This window comes from Paraburkholderia xenovorans LB400, assembly GCF_000013645.1.
Taxonomy (GTDB): Bacteria; Pseudomonadota; Gammaproteobacteria; order Burkholderiales; family Burkholderiaceae; genus Paraburkholderia; species Paraburkholderia xenovorans.
The window spans coordinates 3,967,306-3,990,379 of record NC_007951.1 but is presented as its reverse complement, the minus strand read 5'-3'; the positions used below and the strand labels follow the sequence as shown (position 1 = coordinate 3,990,379).

Annotated in this window: 20 protein-coding genes; 11 read left to right on the top strand and 9 right to left on the bottom strand. The window is 62.8% G+C overall.

What is annotated here, in order from left to right; genetic code table 11:
* Nucleotides 1-9: 9 nt before the first annotated feature.
* From BXE_RS17880 to BXE_RS17860, 5 genes are all read right to left on the bottom strand, one after another.
* A complete protein-coding gene (locus BXE_RS17880; protein ID WP_011489634.1) occupies nt 10-1,029 on the bottom strand; it encodes an LLM class flavin-dependent oxidoreductase in 1,020 nt (339 codons plus the stop codon).
* Nucleotides 1,030-1,108: 79 nt separating this feature from the next.
* A complete protein-coding gene (gene coaBC / locus BXE_RS17875) occupies nt 1,109-2,323 on the bottom strand; it encodes a bifunctional phosphopantothenoylcysteine decarboxylase/phosphopantothenate--cysteine ligase CoaBC (RefSeq protein ID WP_011489633.1) in 1,215 nt (404 codons plus the stop codon).
* A gap of 117 nt (nt 2,324-2,440) precedes the next feature.
* Nucleotides 2,441-2,947, bottom strand: coding sequence for a signal peptidase II (gene lspA / locus BXE_RS17870; RefSeq protein ID WP_038458551.1), 507 nt, complete (start codon nt 2,945-2,947; stop codon nt 2,441-2,443).
* A gap of 11 nt (nt 2,948-2,958) precedes the next feature.
* Complete coding sequence (gene ileS / locus BXE_RS17865; RefSeq protein ID WP_011489631.1) at nt 2,959-5,796, bottom strand: isoleucine--tRNA ligase; 2,838 nt, start codon at nt 5,794-5,796, stop codon at nt 2,959-2,961.
* Nucleotides 5,797-5,967: 171 nt separating this feature from the next.
* Nucleotides 5,968-6,963 (bottom strand): bifunctional riboflavin kinase/FAD synthetase, encoded by a 996-nt coding sequence (locus tag BXE_RS17860; RefSeq protein WP_011489630.1) that lies wholly within the window; start codon nt 6,961-6,963, stop codon nt 5,968-5,970.
* Nucleotides 6,964-7,080: 117 nt separating this feature from the next.
* On the opposite strand from BXE_RS17860, the gene purN reads away from it, so the two are divergent.
* From purN to nadC, 6 genes are all read left to right on the top strand, one after another.
* Nucleotides 7,081-7,734: a phosphoribosylglycinamide formyltransferase gene (gene purN, locus BXE_RS17855; RefSeq protein WP_038457398.1), complete on the top strand. Its 654-nt coding sequence runs from the start codon at nt 7,081-7,083 to the stop codon at nt 7,732-7,734.
* Complete coding sequence (locus tag BXE_RS17850) at nt 7,731-8,990, top strand: RsmB/NOP family class I SAM-dependent RNA methyltransferase (RefSeq protein ID WP_011489628.1); 1,260 nt, start codon at nt 7,731-7,733, stop codon at nt 8,988-8,990. Before purN ends, BXE_RS17850 begins: the two co-directional genes overlap by 4 nt.
* 81 nt (nt 8,991-9,071) lie before the next feature.
* Entirely contained in the window at nt 9,072-10,427 is a 1,356-nt protein-coding gene (locus BXE_RS17845; protein WP_011489627.1) for a mechanosensitive ion channel family protein, read from the top strand.
* Nucleotides 10,428-10,630: 203 nt separating this feature from the next.
* Nucleotides 10,631-11,827 carry a DesA family fatty acid desaturase gene (locus BXE_RS17840; RefSeq protein ID WP_011489626.1) on the top strand — a complete coding sequence of 399 codons (1,197 nt, stop codon included), beginning with the start codon at nt 10,631-10,633 and terminating at the stop codon, nt 11,825-11,827.
* A 130-nt stretch (nt 11,828-11,957) separates the two neighbouring features.
* Nucleotides 11,958-13,097: a quinolinate synthase NadA gene (gene nadA / locus BXE_RS17835; RefSeq protein WP_011489625.1), complete on the top strand. Its 1,140-nt coding sequence runs from the start codon at nt 11,958-11,960 to the stop codon at nt 13,095-13,097.
* Entirely contained in the window at nt 13,097-13,996 is a 900-nt protein-coding gene (nadC, locus tag BXE_RS17830) for a carboxylating nicotinate-nucleotide diphosphorylase (RefSeq protein ID WP_011489624.1), read from the top strand. Before nadA ends, nadC begins: the two co-directional genes overlap by 1 nt.
* 89 nt (nt 13,997-14,085) lie before the next feature.
* On the opposite strand, the gene nadB is transcribed toward nadC, so the two are convergent.
* The 4 genes from nadB to radC form a co-directional block, all read right to left on the bottom strand.
* Nucleotides 14,086-15,684 carry an L-aspartate oxidase gene (gene nadB, locus BXE_RS17825; protein ID WP_011489623.1) on the bottom strand — a complete coding sequence of 533 codons (1,599 nt, stop codon included), beginning with the start codon at nt 15,682-15,684 and terminating at the stop codon, nt 14,086-14,088.
* Nucleotides 15,685-15,929: 245 nt separating this feature from the next.
* Nucleotides 15,930-16,097: a 50S ribosomal protein L33 gene (gene rpmG / locus BXE_RS17820; protein ID WP_007180630.1), complete on the bottom strand. Its 168-nt coding sequence runs from the start codon at nt 16,095-16,097 to the stop codon at nt 15,930-15,932.
* Nucleotides 16,098-16,107: 10 nt separating this feature from the next.
* Complete coding sequence (gene rpmB, locus BXE_RS17815; RefSeq protein WP_007180631.1) at nt 16,108-16,341, bottom strand: 50S ribosomal protein L28; 234 nt, start codon at nt 16,339-16,341, stop codon at nt 16,108-16,110.
* 241 nt (nt 16,342-16,582) lie between these two features.
* On the bottom strand, nt 16,583-17,344 hold the full coding sequence (gene radC / locus BXE_RS17810) for a RadC family protein (RefSeq protein ID WP_011489622.1): 762 nt from the start codon (nt 17,342-17,344) through the stop codon (nt 16,583-16,585).
* Nucleotides 17,345-17,542: 198 nt separating this feature from the next.
* On the opposite strand from radC, the gene BXE_RS17805 reads away from it, so the two are divergent.
* From BXE_RS17805 to BXE_RS17785, 5 genes are all read left to right on the top strand, one after another.
* On the top strand, nt 17,543-17,998 hold the full coding sequence (locus BXE_RS17805; protein WP_011489621.1) for an FKBP-type peptidyl-prolyl cis-trans isomerase: 456 nt from the start codon (nt 17,543-17,545) through the stop codon (nt 17,996-17,998).
* Between the two features lie 2 nt (nt 17,999-18,000).
* Nucleotides 18,001-18,960: a 4-hydroxy-3-methylbut-2-enyl diphosphate reductase gene (gene ispH / locus BXE_RS17800; protein ID WP_011489620.1), complete on the top strand. Its 960-nt coding sequence runs from the start codon at nt 18,001-18,003 to the stop codon at nt 18,958-18,960.
* A 541-nt stretch (nt 18,961-19,501) separates the two neighbouring features.
* Entirely contained in the window at nt 19,502-20,701 is a 1,200-nt protein-coding gene (locus BXE_RS17795; RefSeq protein WP_011489619.1) for a branched-chain amino acid ABC transporter substrate-binding protein, read from the top strand.
* A 230-nt stretch (nt 20,702-20,931) separates the two neighbouring features.
* Nucleotides 20,932-21,882 carry a branched-chain amino acid ABC transporter permease gene (locus tag BXE_RS17790; protein WP_011489618.1) on the top strand — a complete coding sequence of 317 codons (951 nt, stop codon included), beginning with the start codon at nt 20,932-20,934 and terminating at the stop codon, nt 21,880-21,882.
* Nucleotides 21,883-21,900: 18 nt separating this feature from the next.
* On the top strand, nt 21,901-23,070 hold the full coding sequence (locus tag BXE_RS17785; RefSeq protein WP_011489617.1) for a branched-chain amino acid ABC transporter permease: 1,170 nt from the start codon (nt 21,901-21,903) through the stop codon (nt 23,068-23,070).
* Nucleotides 23,071-23,074: the final 4 nt, after the last annotated feature.

The following is a 23,074-nucleotide window of genomic DNA, read 5'->3' as shown; positions in this document are numbered from 1 at the left end:
GTTGGAAGGTTAAGGAGTGGACGCCGGGCGTTCGAGCTGGAACGCCTCGGCAAGAAGTTCATAGGAGCGCAACCGGGCGCGATAGCTGCCCGCAACCGTGAGCACGATCAGCTCGTCCGCCTCGAACTGCTCCTGCAACACATGAAGCCGTTCAGTGACGGTTGCGGGCGTGCCGATGATACTGCGCGGCTTTTCGCGCGAGATCACGAGTTGCTCGCGCTCGCCGTACTCCTGCGCAATGCCCTGTTCGATGGACGGAATCGGTTCGTTCAAACCATAGGCCATCTGCACGCGGCGCAGGTCGACGGCTTTTTCCAGATCAGCGGCGTCCTGTTCGGTGTCCGCGCAGATCACGAACACGGCGGCGGCCAGATACGCTTGCTGTATGTCCTGGCCGGCCTTGAAGCGCTCACGATACGCATGCGCGACCTGATGCCCGAAATGCGCGTTGATGAAGTGCGCAAATGCAAACGGAATGCCGAGTTGCGCGGCCAGCAATCCGCCGAATTCACTCGACCCCAGCATCCATACTTGCGGGCGCGTATCGATTTGCGGCTGCAGCAGCACGCCGCCCGCAATGTGATCGGCGGGCAACGTGCCGTGCATCAGGCCGAGCAGATCGGCCACCTGCTGCGGGAAAATGTCGCCGCGATTATAGTCGCCGGCGGCGACCGCTTGCGCGGTGCGCATGTCGCCGCCCGGCGCGCGTCCCACGCCCAGATCGATACGATTGGGAAACAGCGCCTCGAGCATCATGAATTGCTCGGCGACCTTGAACGGGCTGTAGTACGGCAGCATCACGCCGCCGGAGCCCAGCCGGATGTGGTCCGTCACGCTGCCGAGGCGCGCCAGCATCACCTCGGGGCAGGGATTCGACACGCCACGCAGGCCATGATGCTCGGCGCACCAGTAACGCGTGTAGCCGAGGTCGTCGGCGAGTTGCGCGAGTTCAACCGTGGCGGCAATCGCGTCCGCCACCGAGTGCCCGGCAATCACCGGCGTTTGATCGAGTACGGATAGTCGCGTCATGTCAGTACCGCTCCAGATGATTCCAGTTCGCTGGCGCGACTCACGGCGGCCGCATTGAGGCACGTGCCGCCGTGACGGCTCAGCGAATCAGACTTGTGTCGGGCAGACGCCTCGCGATTTCCGCGATCAGCGCGCGCGCGAGCGTCTGCTTGTCGGCGCGTGGCAGCCTGGTCGCGCCGCCTGCTTCGAACAGGATCACTTCGTTGTCGTCGAGGCCAAAAGTCTGCGGGCCGAGATTGCCGATCAGCAGCGGCACATTTTTGCGCACGCGCTTTTCTTCGCCGTGGATTTCGAGGTCGCCGCTTTCCGCGGCGAAGCCGACCGTGAACGGCGGATGCGGCAGTTTTGCCACCGAGGCCAGAATGTCCGGATTTTCGACAAAGGTGAAGCTCGGCAGCGCACGATCCGCGGTCTTCTTGATCTTGTGCTCGCTGGCGTGATCGACGCGCCAGTCTGCCACCGCGGCCACGCCGATGAAGATGTCGGCGTCCGCGACGGAGTGCATCACCGCGTCGTGCATCTGCTGGGCGGTTTGCACGTCCTGGCGGAACACGCCCCAAGGCGTTTCCAGCGCGACCGGGCCGGCCACCAGATGCACCTCGGCGCCCGCCTGTTGCGCGGCGCGCGCCAGCGCAAAACCCATCTTGCCGCTGGAGCGGTTGGTGATGCCGCGCACCGGATCGAGCGGTTCGAAGGTCGGCCCGGCGGTCAGCAGCACGCGCCGGCCGCTGAGGATTTTCGGCGTGAAGAACGAGGCGATGGCTTCGTACGTGGCGGCGGCTTCGAGCATGCGGCCGTCGCCGACTTCGCCGCACGCTTGCGGGCCGGAATCGGGGCCGAGCACTTCGACGCCGTCCGCGCGCAATTGCGCGACGTTGCGTTGCGTGGCGGCGTTCTGCCACATCTGCCGGTTCATGGCCGGCACCACCAGCAGCGGACAATCGCGGGCGACGCACAATGTGGACAGCAGGTCGTCGGCCATGCCGTGCGCGAGTTTGGCGAGGAAATCGGTGGAGGCGGGCGCGATCACGATCGCATCCGCTTCACGCGACAGATCGATATGGGCCATATTGTTCGGCACACGCCCGTCCCACTGGCTCGTGTAGACCGGACGGCCGGACAGCGCCTGCATGGTGACGGGAGTGATGAACTGCGTGGCCGCTTCGGTCATGACGACCTGCACGGTCGCGCCGGCCTTGGTCAACAGACGCGTGAGTTCGGCGATCTTGTAGCAGGCAATGCCGCCCGTCATGCCGAGGACGAGGTGTTTTCCTGCGAGTTCTGCGGTTGCCAACGAAAGCCTCCGACAAAGCGTGGTGGCGCTCAGCGGCGCGGGGCGTTGCCTCCCCGCCACCGCGCCTTTCGAACCGTACGGCTGCGCGAGTCTTGAGCGTGGTGAACCTGCGCGGCGTTAGCGTGCGCCGCGCACGCGCCGCAACTCGTCGAGCACGAGCAGGACCGCGCCGACGGTGATCGCGCTGTCGGCGAGATTGAATGCCGGCCAATGCCACGTGCGCACATGGAAATCGAGGAAATCGATCACGTGGCCATACGCGAGCCGGTCGATCACGTTGCCGAGCGCGCCGCCGAGAATCAGCGCGAGCGCCGTGCAGAACATTTTCTGGCCGCCGTGGCGCTTGAGCAGATAGCAGATCACCAGCGCGGCCACCACGCCGAGCGCGGTGAACGCCCAGCGTTGCCAGCCGCCCGCCATCGCGAGGAAGCTGAATGCCGCGCCGCGGTTGTACACGAGGATCAGGTTGAAAAACGACGTGACCTCATGCGCGACGCCGTAGGCGAACACTTTCTGGACCGCGATTTTCGTCAGCTGGTCGAACAGGATGACGATCAGCGCGACCCCGAGCCAGGGCGCCAGCGAACCGTTTGCAGCAGATGTTTTCGACGCGGTTTTCGACATGGTTCTCGCCATTATGCCGCGCTCCTGGTTTCACCGTTGCCGAACAGATTGCTGAAGCAGCGGCCGCACAGCGTGGGGTGTTCGGCGTTCGCGCCGACGTCCGCGCGATAGTGCCAGCAGCGTTCGCATTTCAGATACTTCGAGGCGATCACTTCGACGCCTTCTTCCGCTTCGCTGTCCACCTTCACCACGCTCGCCGCCGACGTGATCAGCACGAACTTCAGGTCGTCGCCGAGACTCGTGAGCGCGTCGTAGCGTGCGCCGCTTGCGCGGATTTCCACTTCCGCCTGCAACGACGAGCCGATCAGGTTTGCGACGCGTGCTTCCTCCAGCGCCTTGGTCACGTCGCTGCGCGCGGCGCGCAGGAGCGTCCATTTGTCGAGCAGCGCGCCGGCTTCCGGCACGGCCGGGAACGCGTGATACGTCTCGGTGAAGATCGTCTCGCTGTTCGGCTCGAAGATCTTCCACGCTTCTTCCGCGGTGAACGACAGGAACGGCGCCATCAGACGCAGCAGGCCGTGCGCGATGTGATACAGCGCGGTTTGCGCCGCACGGCGCGCGACGGAGTCCGCGGCGGTCGTGTACAGACGGTCTTTCAGCACGTCCAGATAGAAGCCGCCGAGGTCTTCCGAGCAGAACGTCTGCAGCTTGGCGACCACCGGGTGGAACTCGTACTTCTCGTAATGCGAGAGGATGTCGTTTTGCAGATTCGCCGACAGCGCCACCGCATAGCGGTCGATCTCGAGCCAGTCTTCGACCGGACGCGCGTGTTGCGCGAAGTCGAAGTCCGACAGGTTCGCGAGCAGGAAGCGCAGCGTGTTGCGGATACGGCGATAACCTTCCGTGACGCGCTTCAGGATTTCTTCCGAGATCGCCAGTTCGCCCGAGTAATCGGTCGAGGCGATCCACAGGCGGATGATTTCCGCGCCGAGGCGGTTCGCCACTTCATGCGGATCGATACCGTTGCCGAGCGACTTGCTCATCTTGCGGCCTTCGCCGTCCACGGTGAAACCGTGCGTGAGCAGCGCGTTATACGGCGGGCGGCCGTCGAGCATCGAAGCGGTCAGGAGCGACGAGTGGAACCAGCCGCGGTGCTGGTCCGAGCCTTCCAGATACAGGTCGGCGGGGAATTGCAGTTCGTCTTTGTGCGAGCCGCGCAGCACGTGCCAGTGCGTGGTGCCCGAATCGAACCACACGTCCAGCGTGTCGCGGTTCTTCTCGTACATGTTGGCCTCGTCGCCGAGCAGTTCGCGCGGGTCGAGCGACTGCCAGGCTTCGATGCCGGCCTTCTCGACGCGTTGCGCGACTTCTTCGAGCAATTCCAGGGTACGCGGATGCAGCTCGCCGGTTTCCTTGTGCACGAAGAACGCCATCGGCACGCCCCATTGGCGTTGGCGCGACAGCGTCCAGTCCGGGCGGTTCGCGATCATGCTGAAGAGGCGCTGCTTGCCCCACGCCGGATAGAACGCGGTGTTCTCGATGCCTTCGAGCGCGGTTTCGCGCAGCGTCCTGTCGGTGTCGTTCGGCTTCACGTCCATGCCGGCGAACCATTGCGACGTGGCACGGTAGATGATCGGCGTCTTGTGGCGCCAGCAGTGCATGTAGCTGTGCGTGTAGTTCTCGGTGCGCATCAGCGTGCCGGCGCCTTGCAGCGCCTCGACGATCTGCGGATTGGCCGCCCAGATCGACAGGCCGCCGAACAGCGCGAGCGATTCGATATAGCGGCCGTCGCCCATCACCGGATTGATGATGTCCGAGTCGGACATGCCGTGCGCCTTGCACGACACGAAGTCTTCCACGCCATACGCCGGCGACGAGTGCACGACGCCCGTGCCCGATTCGGTAGTCACGTAGTCGCCGAGATAGACCGGCGAGGTGCGCTTGTAGCTCGGATGCGCGGACGCAAGCGGGTGGTTGAAACGCAGATTGACGAGCTTCGCGCCCGGCGTGGTGGCGACGATCGTGCCTTCCAGACCGTATTGTTTCAGGCATGCTTCAACGCGCTCTTGCGCGAGGATCAGCAGGCCGCGCGACGTATCGACCAGCGCGTAGACGATTTCCGGGTGCAGGTTCAGCGCCTGGTTGGCGGGGATGGTCCACGGCGTGGTGGTCCAGATCACGATGCCGCCTTCGTTGCGCGGCAGTGCATTCAAGCCGAACGCCTGCGCGGTCTTTTCCGGCTCGGCGAAGCTGAACAGCACGTCGATGGTCGGATCGGTCTTGTCCTTGTACTCGACTTCCGCTTCGGCGAGCGCCGAGCCGCAGTCGAAACACCAGTTCACCGGCTTGAGGCCGCGGAACACGTAGCCTTTTTCCATGATCTTCGCGAGCGCGCGGATTTCGCCGGCCTCGTTGGTGAAGTTCATGGTCTTGTACGGATTGTCCCAGTCGCCGAGCACGCCCAGACGCCGGAAGCCGACCTTCTGCTTTTCGATCTGCTCGGTCGCGTAGGCGCGCGCCTTCTGCATGACTTCGGCGGCCGGCAGCGATTTGCCGAACTGCTTTTCGATCTGGATTTCGATCGGCATGCCGTGGCAATCCCAGCCCGGCACGTAGACCGCGTCGAAGCCCGCCAGATTGCGCGCCTTGACGATCATGTCCTTCAGGATCTTGTTCACCGCGTGGCCGAGGTGGATGTCGCCGTTCGCATACGGCGGGCCGTCGTGCAGGATGAACTTCTTGCGGCCCTTGCTGGCGGCGCGGATCGTCTCGTAGACCTTGCGTTCCTGCCATTCCTTGACCCATTGCGGCTCGCGTTTGGGCAAATCGCCGCGCATCGGGAACGGCGTGTCGAGCAGGTTGACCGGGTAGCGTGACTGCGGTTTCGAATCGGCTTTCTTGTTGCTCATGATGAGGTCGCGGTGAATTCTTTCTATGCGCAGCAGGGCTGCGGAATGCGCACGATGCGCGAGAGGCGTTGGGCGCGCCCGGCAGGCATGTCGCGTGATTCACGGACGCCCTTCGATGCGCGCGGCGAAGGTCCACATGCGGCGCTTAAGCGCTTGCGTGGACCACGGCGGTTATCTAATTCGGTCGGTGGCCGAGGTGGCGAAGCCGGTGGAGCGGCTGCCCGGCGTGCCGGCGCCGACGGCCGCGAACCATGCGCGCGCGTTGGCGACGTCGCGCGCAATGGCGGCGGTCAGCGTTTCGAGATCGACGTACTTTTCCTCGTCGCGCAGCTTCTTCAGGAATTCGACGCGCACGAGTTTGCCATATGCGTCGCCATGCCAGTCGAGCAGATGGACTTCGAGCAGCACGCGGCCGGAATCGTCTACCGTGGGGCGCAGGCCGAGGCTCGCGACGCCGGGCAGCGGTTCATCCGCCACGCCGTGCACGCGCACCACGAAAATGCCCGCGAGCGCCGGGCGCTTGTGGGCGATCGGCAGGTTCAGCGTGGGGAAGCCGAGGTCGCGGCCGAGCTTCATGCCGTGCACGACGTGGCCGCTGATCACGTAGTCGCGGCCCAGCGCGGCGCGTGCCGAGTCGAGGTCGCCCGCCACCAGCGCCGCGCGCACGCCCGAGCTGGAAATGCGCGCGCCCGACGGATCGGCCACCGTGGCCATCTGTTCGACTTCGAAACCGTGTTGCTGCCCCGCGGCCTTGAGCGACGCGAAGTCGCCCGCGCGTTTTGCACCGTAGCGGAAGTCGTCGCCGATCATGACCCAGCGCGCATGCAGCCCGTTGACGATGATCCGTTCGACGAACGCGTCCGGCGACTGGCTCGCGAACGTCTGATTGAAGTGCTCGACGACCACCCGGTCGACGCCGTTGGTGCGCAGCGCCTCGAGCTTGTCGCGCAGCATGGCGATGCGCGGCGGCGCGCCCGCCGGGTTGAAGAATTCGCGGGGGTGCGGCTCGAAGGTCATCACGCAGACGGGCAGGCCGCGTGCATCGGCCGCGGCCCGCACGTGGGCGAGCAGAGCCTGGTGGCCGCGGTGGACACCGTCGAAGTTGCCGATGGTCAGTGCGCAGGGCGCACGGCTTTCAGCATTGGGAAGACCGCGGAAGACTCTCACGATAGCGGGTTTGAGGTAGAGCGGCCGGGGTGCCGCAAAACAAACGATTATAAACGTTCAGCGCAATGGACGGCGGAGCGTCGCGGTTTCAGTGTCCCCGAATGATAAAATCCGCGGATGAAAAAACTCGTCATCCTGATTTCCGGACGGGGAAGCAACATGGAAGCCATTGTTCGAGCCCGCTCGGACGAAGCCTGGCCCGCGCAAGTCGCGGCCGTGATTGCCAACCGTCCTGATGCCGCGGGCCTTGCGTTCGCGGCGTCGCACGGCATTGCCACGGCGGTGGTCGACCACCGCCAGTTTTCCGGCCGCGACAGCTTCGACGCCGCGCTCGCTCAAAAAATCGACAGTTTCGCGCCCGATCTGGTGGTGCTCGCCGGCTTCATGCGGGTGCTCACGGCCGGTTTCGTCGATCACTACGCCGGCCGCATGCTGAATGTGCATCCGTCGCTGCTGCCGAGCTTTCCGGGCCTGAAAACCCATCAGCAGGCGCTCGACGCGGGCGTGCGGCTGCACGGCGCGTCCGTGCATTTTGTCACCTCGCAGCTGGATCACGGGCCGATCGTCGTACAGTCGGCGGTTCCCGTTGAAACGGGCGACACTCCCGCCACGCTCGCCGAACGCGTGCTGGCAACCGAACACATCATTTATCCACGCGCGGTGCGCTGGTTCGTCGAAGGGCGCCTTGCTCTCGAAGGCCTGCGTGTCACGCTTACGCCGCCGGAGCCGCAATGGCTCTTTGCCGGTCACACCGCCGGAGAGGGCGCATGAGATTGCATGGTTTTCTGATTGGACAAACTGAGACTTTGTTGGCTGAAGTCCTAAAACTCAACGGCCCGGCCGACGCCACCACGAGCCGTTTCTTCCGCGCGCACCCGAAGCTCGGGCACGGCGAGCGCGGGGTCATCGCCGAGGCGGTTTTCGCGGTGCTGCGCCGCCGGATGGAATTCGCCCATCTGGCGGAGGGCGGCGCCGGCAGCCCGGCACGCCGCATGGCGCTGCTCGGCCTGATGCAGACGGCGGGACGTAACGCGCTCAAGCCGTTTGTGTCGGAACAGGAACTGAGCTGGCTCGAACACGTCTCGAAGATCGACCCGGAAAGCCTGCCGCTGCGGATTCGCCTGAATCTGCCCGACTGGATCTATCAGGCGCTCAGCAAGCGTTTCGAACCCGACGAACTGGCGCAGCTGGCCGCGGCGCTGAACTACCCGGCGCCGCTGGATCTGCGCACCAACCCGATCAAGGCGAGCCGCGACGACGTGCTGAACGCACTGTCGAAAGCTGGCATCGAGGCCGGCGCCACGCCGTTCGCACCGTTCGGCGTGCGGGTGGTCGGCAAGCCGCCGCTCACCAAACTCGACGCGTTCCAGCATGGCTGGGTCGAAGTGCAGGACGAAGGCAGCCAGTTGCTGTGTTCGCTGGTCGCGCCCAAGCGCGGCGAAATGATCGTCGACTTCTGTGCGGGCGCGGGCGGCAAGACGCTGGCGCTGGGCGCGGCAATGCGCTCGACCGGCCGGCTCTATGCCTTCGACGTCTCCGAGCGGCGTCTCGCCAAGCTCAAGCCGCGCCTTGCGCGCAGCGGCCTGTCAAATGTGAATCCGGTGCTGATCGATAGTGAACACGATTCCAAGATCAAGCGCCTCGCGGGCAAGATCGACCGCGTGCTGGTCGATGCACCGTGCAGCGGCCTGGGCACGCTGCGTCGCAACCCGGATCTGAAGTGGCGCCAGTCGCCGGAATCGGTGGCCGAACTGGCGCCGAAGCAGGCGTCGATTCTGGCGAGCGCCGCGCGTCTGGTAAAGAAGGGCGGACGTCTGGTCTATGCCACCTGCTCGATTCTGGAAGCCGAAAACGAGGCGGTGGTGGAGCAGTTCCTCGCCGGCCATCCCGATTTCGCTCTGGTGCCCGCGCGCGACGTGCTGGCCGAGCAGCGCATCGATCTGGAAATGGGCGATTATCTTTCGCTGTGGCCGCACCGCCACGCAACGGACGGCTTCTTCGCCGCCGTGCTGGAACGCCAGAGCTAGGCGCAGGCGTAACAGGCTTCTGCCGGCGCGCGCGGGTTCGATTCCTGAACCCGGCTGGGCGCCGGCGACTTCCGCGACATCATGCAAAACCGTCTTTTCCCTCATATGTTCAGCGACCTCGCGCGCGACTTCGGTCAGCCGGTGATGCTGTGGCAAGTCGGCGTCCTGCTCGGGACGCTCGCGATCGCGTGGCTGCTCGCGCGCCTGTTGCGCCGGGCACTGGATCTGCGTCGCCAGACGCGTTACCAGACTCTGCGCTTCGGCGCGGAAAGCCTGAACCGCGCGTTCTTTCCGCTGATCGGCGCGACCCTCGTGTGGCTCGCGCGGTCGGTCACCGGCCAGTTCATGCACACCGCGCTGCTCGATCTGGCGCTGGTGCCGTTATTCGGCATCGGCTTGATTTACATTGTGTTTTTCTTTGCGCGGCGGGTTTTCAGCCACGACGGCGCGACGCATCCGTGGCTGTTCCTCGTCGAAAAGATCGTCTCGCTGGTCGTCTGGGTCGGCATGGTGCTCACGGTCATGGGCATTCAGGACGACGTGATCACGTGGATGGCGAGCGTCCAGTTCCGTGTCGCCAACGCGCACATGACGCTGCTCTCGCTCATCTCGGGGCTGCTGTGGGTGTGCGTGACGATGATCGTCGCGATGTGGCTCGGCTCCACGTTCGAAGACCGTCTGATGCGTTCGAAAACGCTCGATGCCAACCTGAAGGTGGTGGTGGCGCGGGTCGGCCGGGCGGCGTTCGTGCTGGCGGCGGTGCTGATCAGCCTGTCGCTGGTCGGCATCGACATCACCGTGCTGGGTGTGTTCGGCGGCGCGCTGGGCGTGGGGCTGGGGTTCGGTCTGCAGAAGATCGCCAGCAACTACGTGTCGGGATTCATCATCCTGATCGACCGGTCGCTGCGCATTGGCGACACGATCAACGTGAGCGGCCTGCAGGGCATGGTCACGCAGATCCGCACGCGCTATACCGTGGTGCGTGGACTGGACGGCATCGAGACGCTGATTCCGAACGAAAAGCTGATCACGGACGTGGTCCAGAACCAGTCGTCGTACCTGACGCGCGGCCATGCGAAAGTGGCCGTGCAGGTCGCGTACACGTCCAACGTCGAGCAGGCAATGGCGCTGCTGGTGCAGGCCGCCGCAGACGTGCCGCGCGTGCTGCAGGAACCGGCGCCGACATCTTATCTGGCCAGTTTCGGTGCGGACGGCATCAACCTCGAACTCGGCTTCTGGATCGAGGACGCGGCCGCCGGCACCGCGGGCGTGCGCTCGGCCGTCAACCGCAATATCTGGCGTCTGTTCTCGGAGCACGACATCTCGATTCCGTTCGCGCAACGCGAAGTGCGAATCGTCGGCAACGTTGGCGTCGGTGTACCGCAACCGGTAATAATGACCGGATCCTCGGCCGATCAGGCGGACAGCGCGCATTGACGGGCACTTCTGGCGCGCCGGCGAGTCTTATATAGAGCTTCGGCGCGTTCCTTTCCGTTGATGCGGCACAAAAAATCCCTATTTGTTACAAACACTTGGAACGGTTCAAGTAGAATGTCGTCCAATCCCGCTGTATGCTTTCACTTTCTTGACACGCGCAATCTGCGTGTATCTCGGACCTCTCGTTCCACAGGTAAATTGCCTTGTTGAATTCTTTGCTCGATTTTCTTGCCCACGGTCTGCTGCACTTCTCGTGGTGGCAACTCGTGCTGTACACGGCGATCGTGACGCACATCACGATCATCGGCGTGACAGTCTATCTGCATCGCTGCCAGGCGCACCGCGCGCTGGAGCTGCATCCGGTCGTCAGTCATTTTTTCCGGTTCTGGCTGTGGATGACCACCGGCATGCTGACCGGCCAATGGGCTGCGATTCACCGTAAGCACCACGCCAAGTGCGAGACTGAAGAAGATCCGCACAGCCCGCAAACGCGCGGCATCTGGAAGGTGCTGCTCGAAGGCGCGGAACTGTACCGCACCGAAGCAAAAAACGAAGAAACGATGCGCAAGTTCAGTCACGGCACGCCGAACGACTGGATGGAACGCAACGTCTACACCAAATACCCGATCCTCGGCGTGAGCCTGATGATGGTGCTGAACGTCGCGCTGTTCGGCGTCGTCGGCCTGACCATCTGGGCCGTGCAAATGGTATGGATTCCGTTCTGGGCCGCTGGTGTGGTGAACGGTCTCGCGCACTTCTGGGGCTATCGCAACTTCAACTCGGCGGATGCCAGCACCAACATTTTCCCGTGGGGCATCATCATCGGCGGTGAAGAGCTGCATAACAATCACCACACGTATGCGACGTCCGCCAAGCTGTCGAACAAGTGGTACGAGTTCGATATCGGCTGGATGTACATCCGTATCATGTCGGCGTTCCGCCTCGCCAAGGTGAAGAAGGTAGCGCCTACGCCGCGTCTGACCACCGGCAAGCTGGTGCTCGATCAGGACACGCTGCAAGCCGTGCTGGCCAATCGCTACGAAGTGATGGCGCGTTACGGCAAGGCGCTCAAGCGCGCCTATCGTCAGGAACTGGCGCATCTGAAGGAAGTCGGCGCGCGCGAGAAGTATCAGCTCATGCGCGGTGCACGCAGCTGGTTCCACAAGGAAGAAGCAGGTCTCGACGAACCTCAGAAGCGTCAGTTGCCGCAAATTTTCGCGAGCAGCCAGAAGCTCAAGACGTATATCGACATGCGCAACGAACTGGCGGCCATGTGGGAGCGCTCCAATGCTTCGCGTGATCAGTTGCTGGTTCAGTTGCAGGACTGGTGTCATCGCGCTGAACAAAGTGGCATCAAAACGCTGCAAGACTTTGCGATGCGATTGCGCCGTTATGCCTGATAGCGAAATCCATTAAAATCTCAGTACGTCACAAAACCCCGCGTTGGCGGGGTTTTGCTTTTTGGGCCGCGGAAACTGCAACGACACGCGATTGAGAGTCCGCGGCGGCAGAGCGAAGGCAGAGGAGATCATGGATCAGCAGGCTATCAGGACCGTCGAATACGACCGGCCACAAGCGCAGGGTACGACCTGCGGGATCGGGCAGGCGTGGGCGAAGGTGCCCGACATGCCGTCGGCCGAAGAGAAGCTGGCGCTGAAGGCACGCATCCGCAAATTGCTCGAACGCGAGAAAGCGGTGCTTGTCGCGCATTATTACGTCGACGCGGAATTGCAGGAGCTCGCCGACGAGACTGGCGGCTGCGTGGCCGATTCACTGGAGATGGCGCGCTTCGGGCGCGATCACGCCGCGCAAACGCTGGTCGTTGCCGGCGTGCGCTTCATGGGCGAGACGGCGAAGATTCTGAGTCCGGACAAGCGCATTCTGATGCCGGATCTCGACGCAACCTGTTCGCTCGATCTTGGCTGCCCGGCCGATGAATTCTCGGCTTTCTGCGACGCGTACCCCGATCGCACGGTGGTGGTGTATGCGAACACGAGCGCGGCCGTGAAGGCGCGCGCGGACTGGATGGTGACGTCGTCGATCGGGTTGGAAATCGTTGCCGATCTGCACGCCCGTGGCGAAAAGATCATCTGGGCGCCCGACCGCCACCTCGGCAGTTATATCCAGAACAAGACCGGCGCGGACATGCTGCTGTGGCAGGGTTCGTGTCTGGTTCACGACGAATTCAAAGGCATCGAACTCGATCTGCTGCGCGCCGAATATCCGGGCGCGAAGGTGTTGGTGCACCCCGAGTCGCCGGCCAACGTGGTCGCACAGGCGGACGTGGTGGGCTCGACCACGCAGTTGATCGATGCGGCGCAAAAGCTGGACGCGACGCATTTCATCGTGGCGACGGATCTCGGCATACTGCACAAGATGCAGCTCGCCGCACCCGGCAAGACCTTGATTGCCGCGCCGACGGCCGGCAACAGCGCGACCTGCAAGAGTTGCGCGCACTGCCCGTGGATGGCGATGAACGGCCTCGCCAATCTGGCCGATGTGCTCGAGCGTGGCCACAACGAAATCTTCGTCGATCGTGCGATCGGCGAGCGCGCGCGTCTGCCGATCGACCGGATGCTGGATTTCGCGGCGCGTCACAAGAAGCGCGTGCAGGCGAGCGGCGATCTGGCGCGCGACGCGCAACTGTATTCGAACGTGGGAGCAGCGTGATGGGGGCGGTTGAGCGCAGTCAGGTCGAGGCGGTGTCGCCGCTGTTCGCTGAAATTCAGGCACAGTACGGCGCGGCATTCGAAGCCGCGTTGGCGCGCAACGTCGCCGACGCACTGGCCGAAGACGTCGGCACCGGTGACCAGACGGGCCGCCTGGTTCCAGCGGATGACGTACGCGGCGCGCGCATCATCGTGCGTGAGGATGCGGTGCTGTGCGGGGTGCCGTGGTTCAACGCGGTGATGCGCCAGGTCGATCCGCGTATCGAGGTCCAGTGGCGCTATCGTGAAGGCGACCGGATGAAGGCCGACACAACGGTCTGCGAACTGCGCGGACCGGTGCGCGCCTTGTTGACGGCGGAACGCAACGCGCTGAACTTCCTGCAATTGCTGTCGGGCGTGGCGAGCGCGACGCGCCATTATGTCGATGCCGTCGCTCATACGCGAACGCGCATTCTCGATACGCGCAAAACCTTGCCAGGTCTGCGGCTCGCGCAGAAGTACGCGGTGCGCGTGGGCGGTGGGGCGAACCAGCGTCTCGCGCTGTACGACGGTATTCTCATCAAGGAAAACCACATCGCCGCGGCTGGCGGGGTGGGCGCGGCTATGAACGCGGCGCTGGCGCTGAATGCGGGCGTGCCGATCCAGGTCGAAGTCGAGACGCTCGAGGAACTGGAAATTGCGCTGGCTCATCGCGCGCAATCCGTTCTGCTCGACAATTTTTCGTTCGAGGCCATGCGCGAAGCGGTGCGCATCACAGCGGGGCGGGCGGTGCTGGAGGTGTCGGGCGGTGTGAACTTCGATACGGTGCGCACGATCGCCGAAACCGGCGTCGATCGTGTGTCGATCGGCGCGCTGACCAAAGACGTGCGCGCAACAGATTACTCGATGCGGATCGTCTGACGTTCGAGCGCAACCGGTCGCGGTCGATAGGAAAAGGGCTGTCGCCGGGATGATCCGGCGATGGCCCTTTTCGTTTCAGCTCGTCCCGATCACACGTTGCGGTTGCGCACATGCTCCGGTGAGAGCACTGTGGGCAGCGCCTTGGGCAAAGTGGCCGGCCAGTCACGGCTGAAGTGCAAGCCACGGCTCTCACGCCGCGACCGCGCGCCTTCGACGATCAACGACGCCACATCGACCAGATTGCGCAATTCGAGCAGGTCGCGGCTCACCTTGAAGTTGGCGTAATACTCGTGAATTTCATCGCGCAGCAGGGCAAGCCGATGCTTCGCTCGTGCGAGCCGCTTGTCCGTTCGTACGATACCGACGTAATTCCACATCAGCCGGCGCAGTTCGTCCCAGTTGTGCGCGACCACGACTTCTTCGTCCGGATCCGACACGCGGCTTTCGTCCCAATCCGGCAGCGGGGCATGGACAGCGGCGCTAAAACCTTCTTCTTCGATCGCTTGCGCCGCGGAGCGTCCGATAACGATGCATTCGAGCAGGGAGTTGCTGGCGAGCCGGTTCGCGCCGTGCAGACCCGTGCATGACGTCTCACCGACCGCGTAGAGGCCTGCCAGGTCTGTTCGTCCCGCCAGATCGGTCACGACGCCGCCGCAGGTGTAGTGCGCGGCCGGCACGACCGGAATCGCTTCCTTGGTGATGTCGATGCCGAACTCCAGACAGCGCGCCAGAATCGTCGGGAAGTGCTCACGCAGGAATTCGGGCGGTTGATGGCTGATGTCCAGATACACGCAATCGATGCCACGCTTCTTGATTTCGAAGTCGATCGCACGCGCGACGATATCGCGCGGCGCGAGCTCGGCGCGTTCGTCGTGGTTCGGCATGAAACGCGTGCCGTCCGGCAGTTTGAGAATACCGCCTTCGCCGCGCACCGCTTCCGAAATCAGAAACGACTTTGCATACGGGTGGAACAGGCAGGTGGGATGGAACTGGATGAATTCCATATTGGATACGCGGCAGCCGGCCCGCCACGCCATCGCAATGCCGTCGCCGGTCGCGGTGTCGGGATTCGTGGTGTAGAGATAAACCTTGCCGGCGCCGCCGGTGGCGAGCACGGTATGCGGCGCCTCGATCGTGACGGTGCGGCCGCTTTGCAGGTCGAGTGCATACAGGCCGTGACAACGCCGTCCTGGCAAGCCGAGGCGGTCGGACGTGATCAGGTCGATTGCGTAGTGATCTTCGAGCAGCGTGATGTTCGGGTGACGGCGCACCCGCTCGCTGAGCGTGGCCACCACGGCGTGGCCTGTTGCATCTGCCGCATGGATGATGCGCCGGTGGCTATGGCCGCCTTCGCGCGTCAGGTGGAAGCCGAGTTCGGCGGCGTCGTCTTTGGTGAACGGCACGCCTTGCGCGATCAACCATTCGATTGCGGCTCGCCCATGTTCGACGATGAAGCGCGTCGCCGCTTCGTCGCACAGGCCACCGCCGGCAATCAGCGTATCGCGGACGTGATTTTCAATGCTGTCCGCCGAATCCAGTACTGCGGCGATGCCGCCTTGTGCCCAGTCGCTCGCGCCTTCGGTCATCGATCGCTTGGCGACCACCGCAACCCGCCGGGTCTCCGCCAGATTGAGCGCAACGCTCAAACCGGCCAGACCGCTACCGACAATCGCCACATCGAATTCCATTGCGTACATCTCCGTCGTTTCGTTTTGCAGTGACGGCGTGCGATTCGCTCGCCGCTAAAACGAGAAAGGATACGCGCCGCGACGGATGAGGGAAAGCTGGTCGAACGGCATAAGACTATTCGGACTGTTGAGTCATGGACAAGCAACGACGCAGAGACAGAGAAGGGCGCACCAAAAACAAAAAGCCCCGCACGAATGCGAGGCTTTTTTGCATGTCTTTGCCTTCGTCAGGCAGGAGCCAGGACTTACTTGATCTTGGTTTCCTTGTACTCAACGTGCTTGCGGACGACCGGATCAAATTTCTTGATCAGCATCTTTTCCGGCATGTTGCGTTTGTTCTTCGTCGTCGTGTAGAAGTGACCCGTGCCTGCGGTCGATTCCAGCTTGATCTTGTCGCGTGCGCCTTTCGCCATGATTTACTCCTTAGGCTTCACCGCGTGCGCGCAGATCTGCGAGCACAGCGTCGATACCGTTCTTGTCGATCAGGCGCAGGCCGGCGTTCGAAACGCGCAGACGCACCCAACGGTTTTCGCTTTCCACCCAAATGCGGCGGTTTTGCAGGTTCGGCAGGAACCGGCGCTTGGTTTTGTTGTTCGCGTGGGAAACGTTGTTGCCGCTCATCGGCGCTTTCCCAGTTACTTGGCATACGCGTGCCATGAGAGCACTCCTAATACGCTAATTCTGAGTTCGAACGCCGTGAAAGTTTCCCGAAAAGAGCCGCGCGGAGCTGTTGACACAACTCCAGGCACGTTTCCTTTCCGGAACGCCTTGGTGGCTTCGGAACAGGGGGTTGGAAATAGGCAAACCGGAATTCTAGCAGAAAAAAAGCCGCAAAATCAAACCTTATTTGCGATGCCGGGCACGACGCAACGTCTGCGCGGCCCGTGTTCACGCCGTGTCACGGCCAGCCGGCGCGGGCGAAGGAGTAGACGCTATCGGTGCCGATCACCAGGTGATCGACCAGTTGCACGTCGATCAGCGTGAGGGCGTCGCGCAGCGTATGAGTCAAGCGGCAATCGCTCGCGCTCGGCTGGACGGCGCCGGACGGGTGATTGTGCGCGACGATCAGACTGGCCGCGTTCAGACTCAGCGCGCGCCGCACGATCTCGCGCGGATATACCGCCATGCGCGTGAGCGTGCCCTGTGCACTTTCTTCGCAACGTATCAGCCGATGCCGGGCGTCGAGGAAAAGCGACACGAAAATTTCCTGCGGACGCCCGCCGATCCGCAGGCGAAGGTAATTTTCCACGGCCTCGGGCGAATTGATCAGCGAGCGCATGCGCATTTTATCGACTAGCGAGCGCCGCGCCATTTCCATAATGGCGAGCAGTTGCGTCTTTTTCGCGGGGCCAATGCCGCGTAGGTCGGCGAAATCCGTGTAGGTCGCGTCGAGCATCGCGCGCAGCGAGCCGAAGCGGTCGAGCAACGTGCGCGCCACATCGAAGACGTCATGGCCCGGCAGACCCGAGCCAAGAATCAGCACGATCAGTTCGGTATCCGACAGCACGCTGGCGCCCTGTTCGATCAGCCGCTCGCGCGGCATGTCGTTTTTGAGCCATTTGCCGCGCACCAGCGGCGCGGACGCTGTCTCCAGTGCCGCGGGACCGGGGGCGGCGGTTTCAAGGTTTGCTTCGTCAATCAGGGTGGCGTGATCTGCCATATGTACAGTGTCCTCCGCTTCGGATGAGTGGGGCGGCGGCTGCAGCGGCCGCGCGGCGATGCGCGCGACCGACGCAGCCGCCGCCCGCTATGTGGCTTACAATAGGCGCTTTGCGCACGGCACCCCGACGGTTTGCCACACGCGTCGACTGCGCCAGCGGCGCACGCGTGCAGCGCGCTTCGACTGAGCGAGCATTGCATGAGCATCATCGACATTTCCGAAGTGAAACCGGGTTCACACGTGACGCTTCACTACCGGCTTTCCCTTGCCGATGGCGCCGAAGTCATCAATACCTTTAGCGACAAGCCGGCCACGCTGCTGCTCGGCGCCGGTCAGCTGGCGCCGCCGCTGGAAGATATTCTGCTGGGTTTGAAGGTCGGCCACCATTCGACCTTTCAGCTAGCGCCGGGCCAGGCGTTCGGTCCCCGCAATCCGGAATTGATCCAGCGCGTATCGCTCGCCACGCTGCGCGAAAACAGCATGATCGGCGAGGATTTTTCTCCGGGCGACCTGGTCGAATTCAACGCGCCGGGTGGCGGCCGCTACGCCGGCGTTCTGAAAGAAGTCGGTGAAACGTCGGCCCTGTTCGACTTCAACCACCCGCTTGCCGGCCAGGCGCTGGCGTTTGAAGTGAAAATCATTGGGATTCTGTAAACATGAGCATGACGGATACGACTCTTGCTGAAACCGAGATCCTGCTAGCGCAGCCGCGCGGGTTCTGTGCCGGTGTCGACCGGGCGATCGAGATCGTAGAGCGGGCCATCAAGCTGCACGGCTCGCCGATCTACGTGCGTCACGAAATCGTCCATAACGCGTACGTGGTCGAGGATCTGCGCAAGAAGGGTGCGATCTTCATCGAGCGGCTCGAAGAAGTGCCGCCCGGCAACACGGTTATTTTCAGCGCGCACGGCGTGTCGAAGGCAGTGCGTTCCGAGGCCGAGATTCGCGGGCTGCGGGTGTACGACGCCACGTGCCCGCTCGTGACCAAGGTGCATATCGAGGTCGCGAAGATGCGCCAGGACGGCTTCGACATCGTCATGATCGGCCACAAGGGCCATCCCGAAGTCGAAGGCACGATGGGCCAGGCGGGCGAGGGCATGCATCTGGTGGAAGACATCGAAGACGTACAGGCCTTGCAACTGGCCGATCCCGAGCGGATTGCATTCGTCACGCAAACCACCCTGTCGGTCGACGACGCAGCCCAGATCATTGCCGCTCTGAAGGCCAAATATCCGTCCATCCGCGAGCCGAAAAAGCAGGATATCTGCTACGCCACGCAAAACCGCCAGGACGCGGTGAAGTTCATGGCGCCGCAATGCGACGTCGTGATCGTGGTCGGCAGCCCGAACAGCTCGAACTCCAACCGGCTGCGCGAGCTGGCCGAGAAGCTCGGCGTGCCTGCCTATATGGTGGACTCGCCCGATCAGATCGATCCGGTCTGGGTCGAAGGCAAACGCCGCATCGGCGTAACGGCCGGCGCCTCGGCGCCGGAAGTGCTGGCGCAGGCGGTGATCGCCCGCCTGCGTGAGCTCGGCGTGCGCAATGTGCGCGCGCTCGACGGCATCGAGGAAAACATTGCGTTTCCGCTACCGCGCGGTTTGGGTCTGCCCGCCTGACAATTTGCTGACTGCTGAAAGAAAAGCGCGCCCGAGGGCGCGCTTTTTTCATATCTGGCGTCCAGCAACTGCGGCTAAAATAAAGTGCCAGATCATCATGTGCAAGCAATTTCGATGTCCTCCCGCACAAATTTCTTTGAATTGTGATGCGGGTTTTTATAGATTTAAACGTGATGCGGCCCCGTTTTATGAAAGCTAAACAGGTTGCGCGTTTTTTTGACGCACTAAGATAGTGCGTATATCTCGATAACAGCAGAAACGTAATATGTAACGCCAGCCCCGCTGCAATCGGGCGTGCGGGAAATTCGCCGCAACACTTGATGCCATTGGGTTCAACGGTGGTGCAACTGATGCACGAAAAACTGTCGCAACCCGGTTGCGCCTTTTAAGCGCCTTCGCTCTCAAAATAAGGTTGCAATGCAGGAAAACCCCAGCGGCTCAACAATATTGCCCGTCGCAAAATTGGAGTTACAATGCGCGCGTTCTCAAGGCCTCAGGGTCTCCGAACAATAGATTTTGCAAGGCGCAGGAGACCTATTTAATGCGAGTCAAGTTTGCTTACGCCGTGTCCATCGCGGCCGCGGTTGCGATGCTGACCGCGTGCGGCAAGAAACAGGATGGCGAGGCGGGAGCGGGTGCATCCGCGGCTGTGGCCGCAGCGGCACCGGCGAGTGAAGCGACTATCGTGAAGATCGGTCATGCGGCCCCTTTGACGGGCGGCATAGCGCATCTGGGCAAGGACAACGAAAACGGCGCGCGTCTGGCGGTCGAGGAAATCAATACGCAGGGTTTGACCATCGACGGTCACAAGATCCAGTTGGAGCTGGATGCGCAAGACGACGCAGCGGACCCGAAAACGGGCACGGCGGTCGCGCAGAAGCTGGTCGACGATCATGTGGTGGCGGTGGTGGGGCACCTGAATTCGGGCGTGTCGATTCCGGCTTCGAAGATCTATAGCGATGCGAGCATCGTGCAGATCTCGCCGTCGTCGACGAATCCGGCGTACACGCTGCAGGGTTTCAAGACGACCTACCGGGTCGTCGCCACCGACGCGCAACAAGGTCCGGCGCTCGCCGATTACGCCACGAAGGCGTTGGGCGCCAAACGCATCGCCATAGTGGACGATGCAACCGCCTACGGTAAGGGGCTCGCGGACGAATTCGCGAAGACCGTACAGGCGAGCGGAGCGAAGATCGTCGCGCGGGAAGCGACGAACGACAGGGCCACGGATTTCCGGGCCATCCTCACGAAGATCAAGAGTGTTCAGCCGGACGTGATCATGTTCGGCGGCATGGACGCGACGGGCGGGCCGTTTACCAAACAGGCGGCGGCGCTCGGTATCAGGGCAAAAATCCTTGGCGGCGACGGTGTGTGTACCGACAAGGTGGGTGAGCTGGCAGGAACCGCCGTGCAAAACCTGGTCTGTTCGGAGGCGGGACTCGCGCTTTCGAAAATGGACAAGGGAGCGGACTTCGAAAAGAAGTACGTGGACCGCTTCCACACACCGGTGCAGATTTACGCGCCGTTCACGTATGACGCTGTGTACGTGATTGTCGATGCAATGAAGCGCGCTAATTCGATCGAGGCGCCCAAGGTGCTGGCTGCGATGCCGTCGACCGATTACAACGGGGTAATCGGTCACATCGCGTTCGACGACAAGGGTGATTTGAAAGAGGGCGCCATTACGCTTTACGACTTCAAGGACGGCAAGAAAGCGGTCCTCGACGTCGTAAAGATGTGATGACGGGACGTTCAGCCTGACGGCACCGAAACCACCCAACGGTGCCGTTTTTGCATCCGCCCAAGGCGAGCCCGCGACTGTCATCCAGTCGCCAAGGCGAACCGGCAGCGGATAACCCTTACCGGTCTTTTACATCAGTACCCGCAGTGCCGTTGAGATTGGCGTACCGCATCACCGCCCACCGGCTGATGAAGAACGCGAATCCAGTCGCACGGGCTAAGGAGCATTAAATGGATATTTTCATCCAGCAGGTTCTCAACGGGCTGGTGCTTGGCAGCGTTTACGCCATCATCGCACTGGGCTATACGATGGTTTACGGCATTCTGGGCATCATCAACTTCGCTCACGGCGATGTGTTGATGGTGGGCGCGATGGTTGCGCTCTCAGCCATAGGCGTGCTGCAGAACCACTTCCCCGGCCTCGGCAATGTGCCGACGCTCGTCATCGCACTGATCATCGCGGCCGTTGTGTGCGCGGTCGTCGGTTATACGATCGAGCGCGTAGCCTACCGGCCGTTGCGTAAAGCACCGCGTCTCGCCCCGCTGATCACCGCGATCGGCGTGTCGATCCTGCTGCAGACGCTGGCCATGATGATCTGGTCGCGCAACCCGCTGCCGTTCCCGCAGCTGTTGCCCACCGACCCGCTCAATGTGATCAAGGCCACGGACACGACGCCGGGCGCCGTGATCTCGATGACCGAAATCGTGATCATCGTGGTGGCGTTCCTCGTGATGGGCGGCCTGCTGCTGCTCGTGCACAAAACCAAACTCGGCCGCGCGATGCGCGCCATCGCCGAGAATCCGGGTAACGCCAGCCTGATGGGCGTGAACCCGAACTTCGTGATCTCGGCCACCTTCATGATCGGCTCGGCGCTCGCCGCACTGGCCGGCGTGATGATCGCGTCGGAATACGGCAACGCGCACTTCTATATGGGCTTCATCCCCGGCCTGAAGGCCTTTACCGCGGCCGTGCTCGGCGGTATCGGCAACCTCGGCGGCGCGATGGTGGGCGGCGTGCTGCTCGGCCTGATCGAACAGTTGGGCGCCGGCTATATCGGCAACCTCACCGGCGGTGTGTTCGGTAGCAACTATCAGGACGTGTTCGCCTTTATCGTGCTGATCATCGTGCTGGTGTTCCGTCCGTCGGGTCTGCTCGGCGAACGCGTGGCGGATCGCGCCTGATCCTGGGAGAAAGCAAACATGACCTCAATTCAACCGATCGAACCGTCCACGACGCTCATCCCTGAAAAGAACCTGACCAGGACGCTGATGGTCGGCATCATCACCGCGATCTTCGTGATCGCGGCGCCGATGATCATCGGCGCGGCAGGCGGCAACTACTGGGTCCGCGTGCTCGACTTCGCGATGCTCTACGTGATGCTCGCGCTCGGCCTGAACGTGGTGGTCGGCTTCGCCGGCCTGCTCGACCTGGGCTACATCGCGTTTTACGCGGTCGGCGCCTACGTTGCGGCGCTGCTGAGTTCGCCGCACCTGTCCACGCAGTTCGAGTGGATCGCGCATCTCGCGCCGAACGGGCTGCACGTGCCGTTCCTGATCATCGTGCCGTGCGCGATGGCTCTCGCCGCGCTGTTCGGCGTGCTGCTCGGCGCACCGACGCTGCGTCTGCGTGGCGATTACCTCGCCATCGTGACGTTGGGCTTCGGGGAAATCGTGCGGATCTTCATGAACAACCTCGACCGTCCGGTGAACATCACCAACGGCCCGAAGGGGATCACGGCGATCGACCCGGTGCATTTCGGCGACTTCAGCCTCGCGCAGACGCACTCGCTGTTCGGGTTGCAGTTCCCGTCGGTCTACTCGTACTACTACCTGTTCGTGATCGCCGCCCTGGTCGTGATCTGGGTGTGTACGCGTTTGCAGCACTCGCGTATCGGCCGTGCATGGGCCGCGATCCGCGAGGACGAAATCGCCGCCAAGGCAATGGGCATCAACACCCGCAACGTGAAATTGCTGGCGTTCGCGATGGGCGCTTCGTTCGGCGGTCTGTCGGGCGCGATGTTCGGCTCGTTCCAGGGCTTCGTGTCGCCGGAATCGTTCACGCTGCCGGAATCGATCGTGGTGCTGGCGTGCGTGGTGCTGGGCGGCATGGGCCATATTCCGGGCGTGATTCTCGGCGCGGTGCTGCTCGCCGTGCTGCCGGAATTCCTGCGCTCGACGATGGGCCCGCTGCAGAACATGATCTTCGGCCATGAAATCGTCGATACGGAAGTGATCCGTCAGCTGGTCTATGCACTCGCGATGGTGCTGATCATGCTGTACCGCTCGGAAGGCTTGTGGCCGTCGCCCAAGCATGAAGACAAGATTGCGAAACTGTCGAAGCGCAACGGCAAGAAGCCGGTGCGGGTCTAACGGA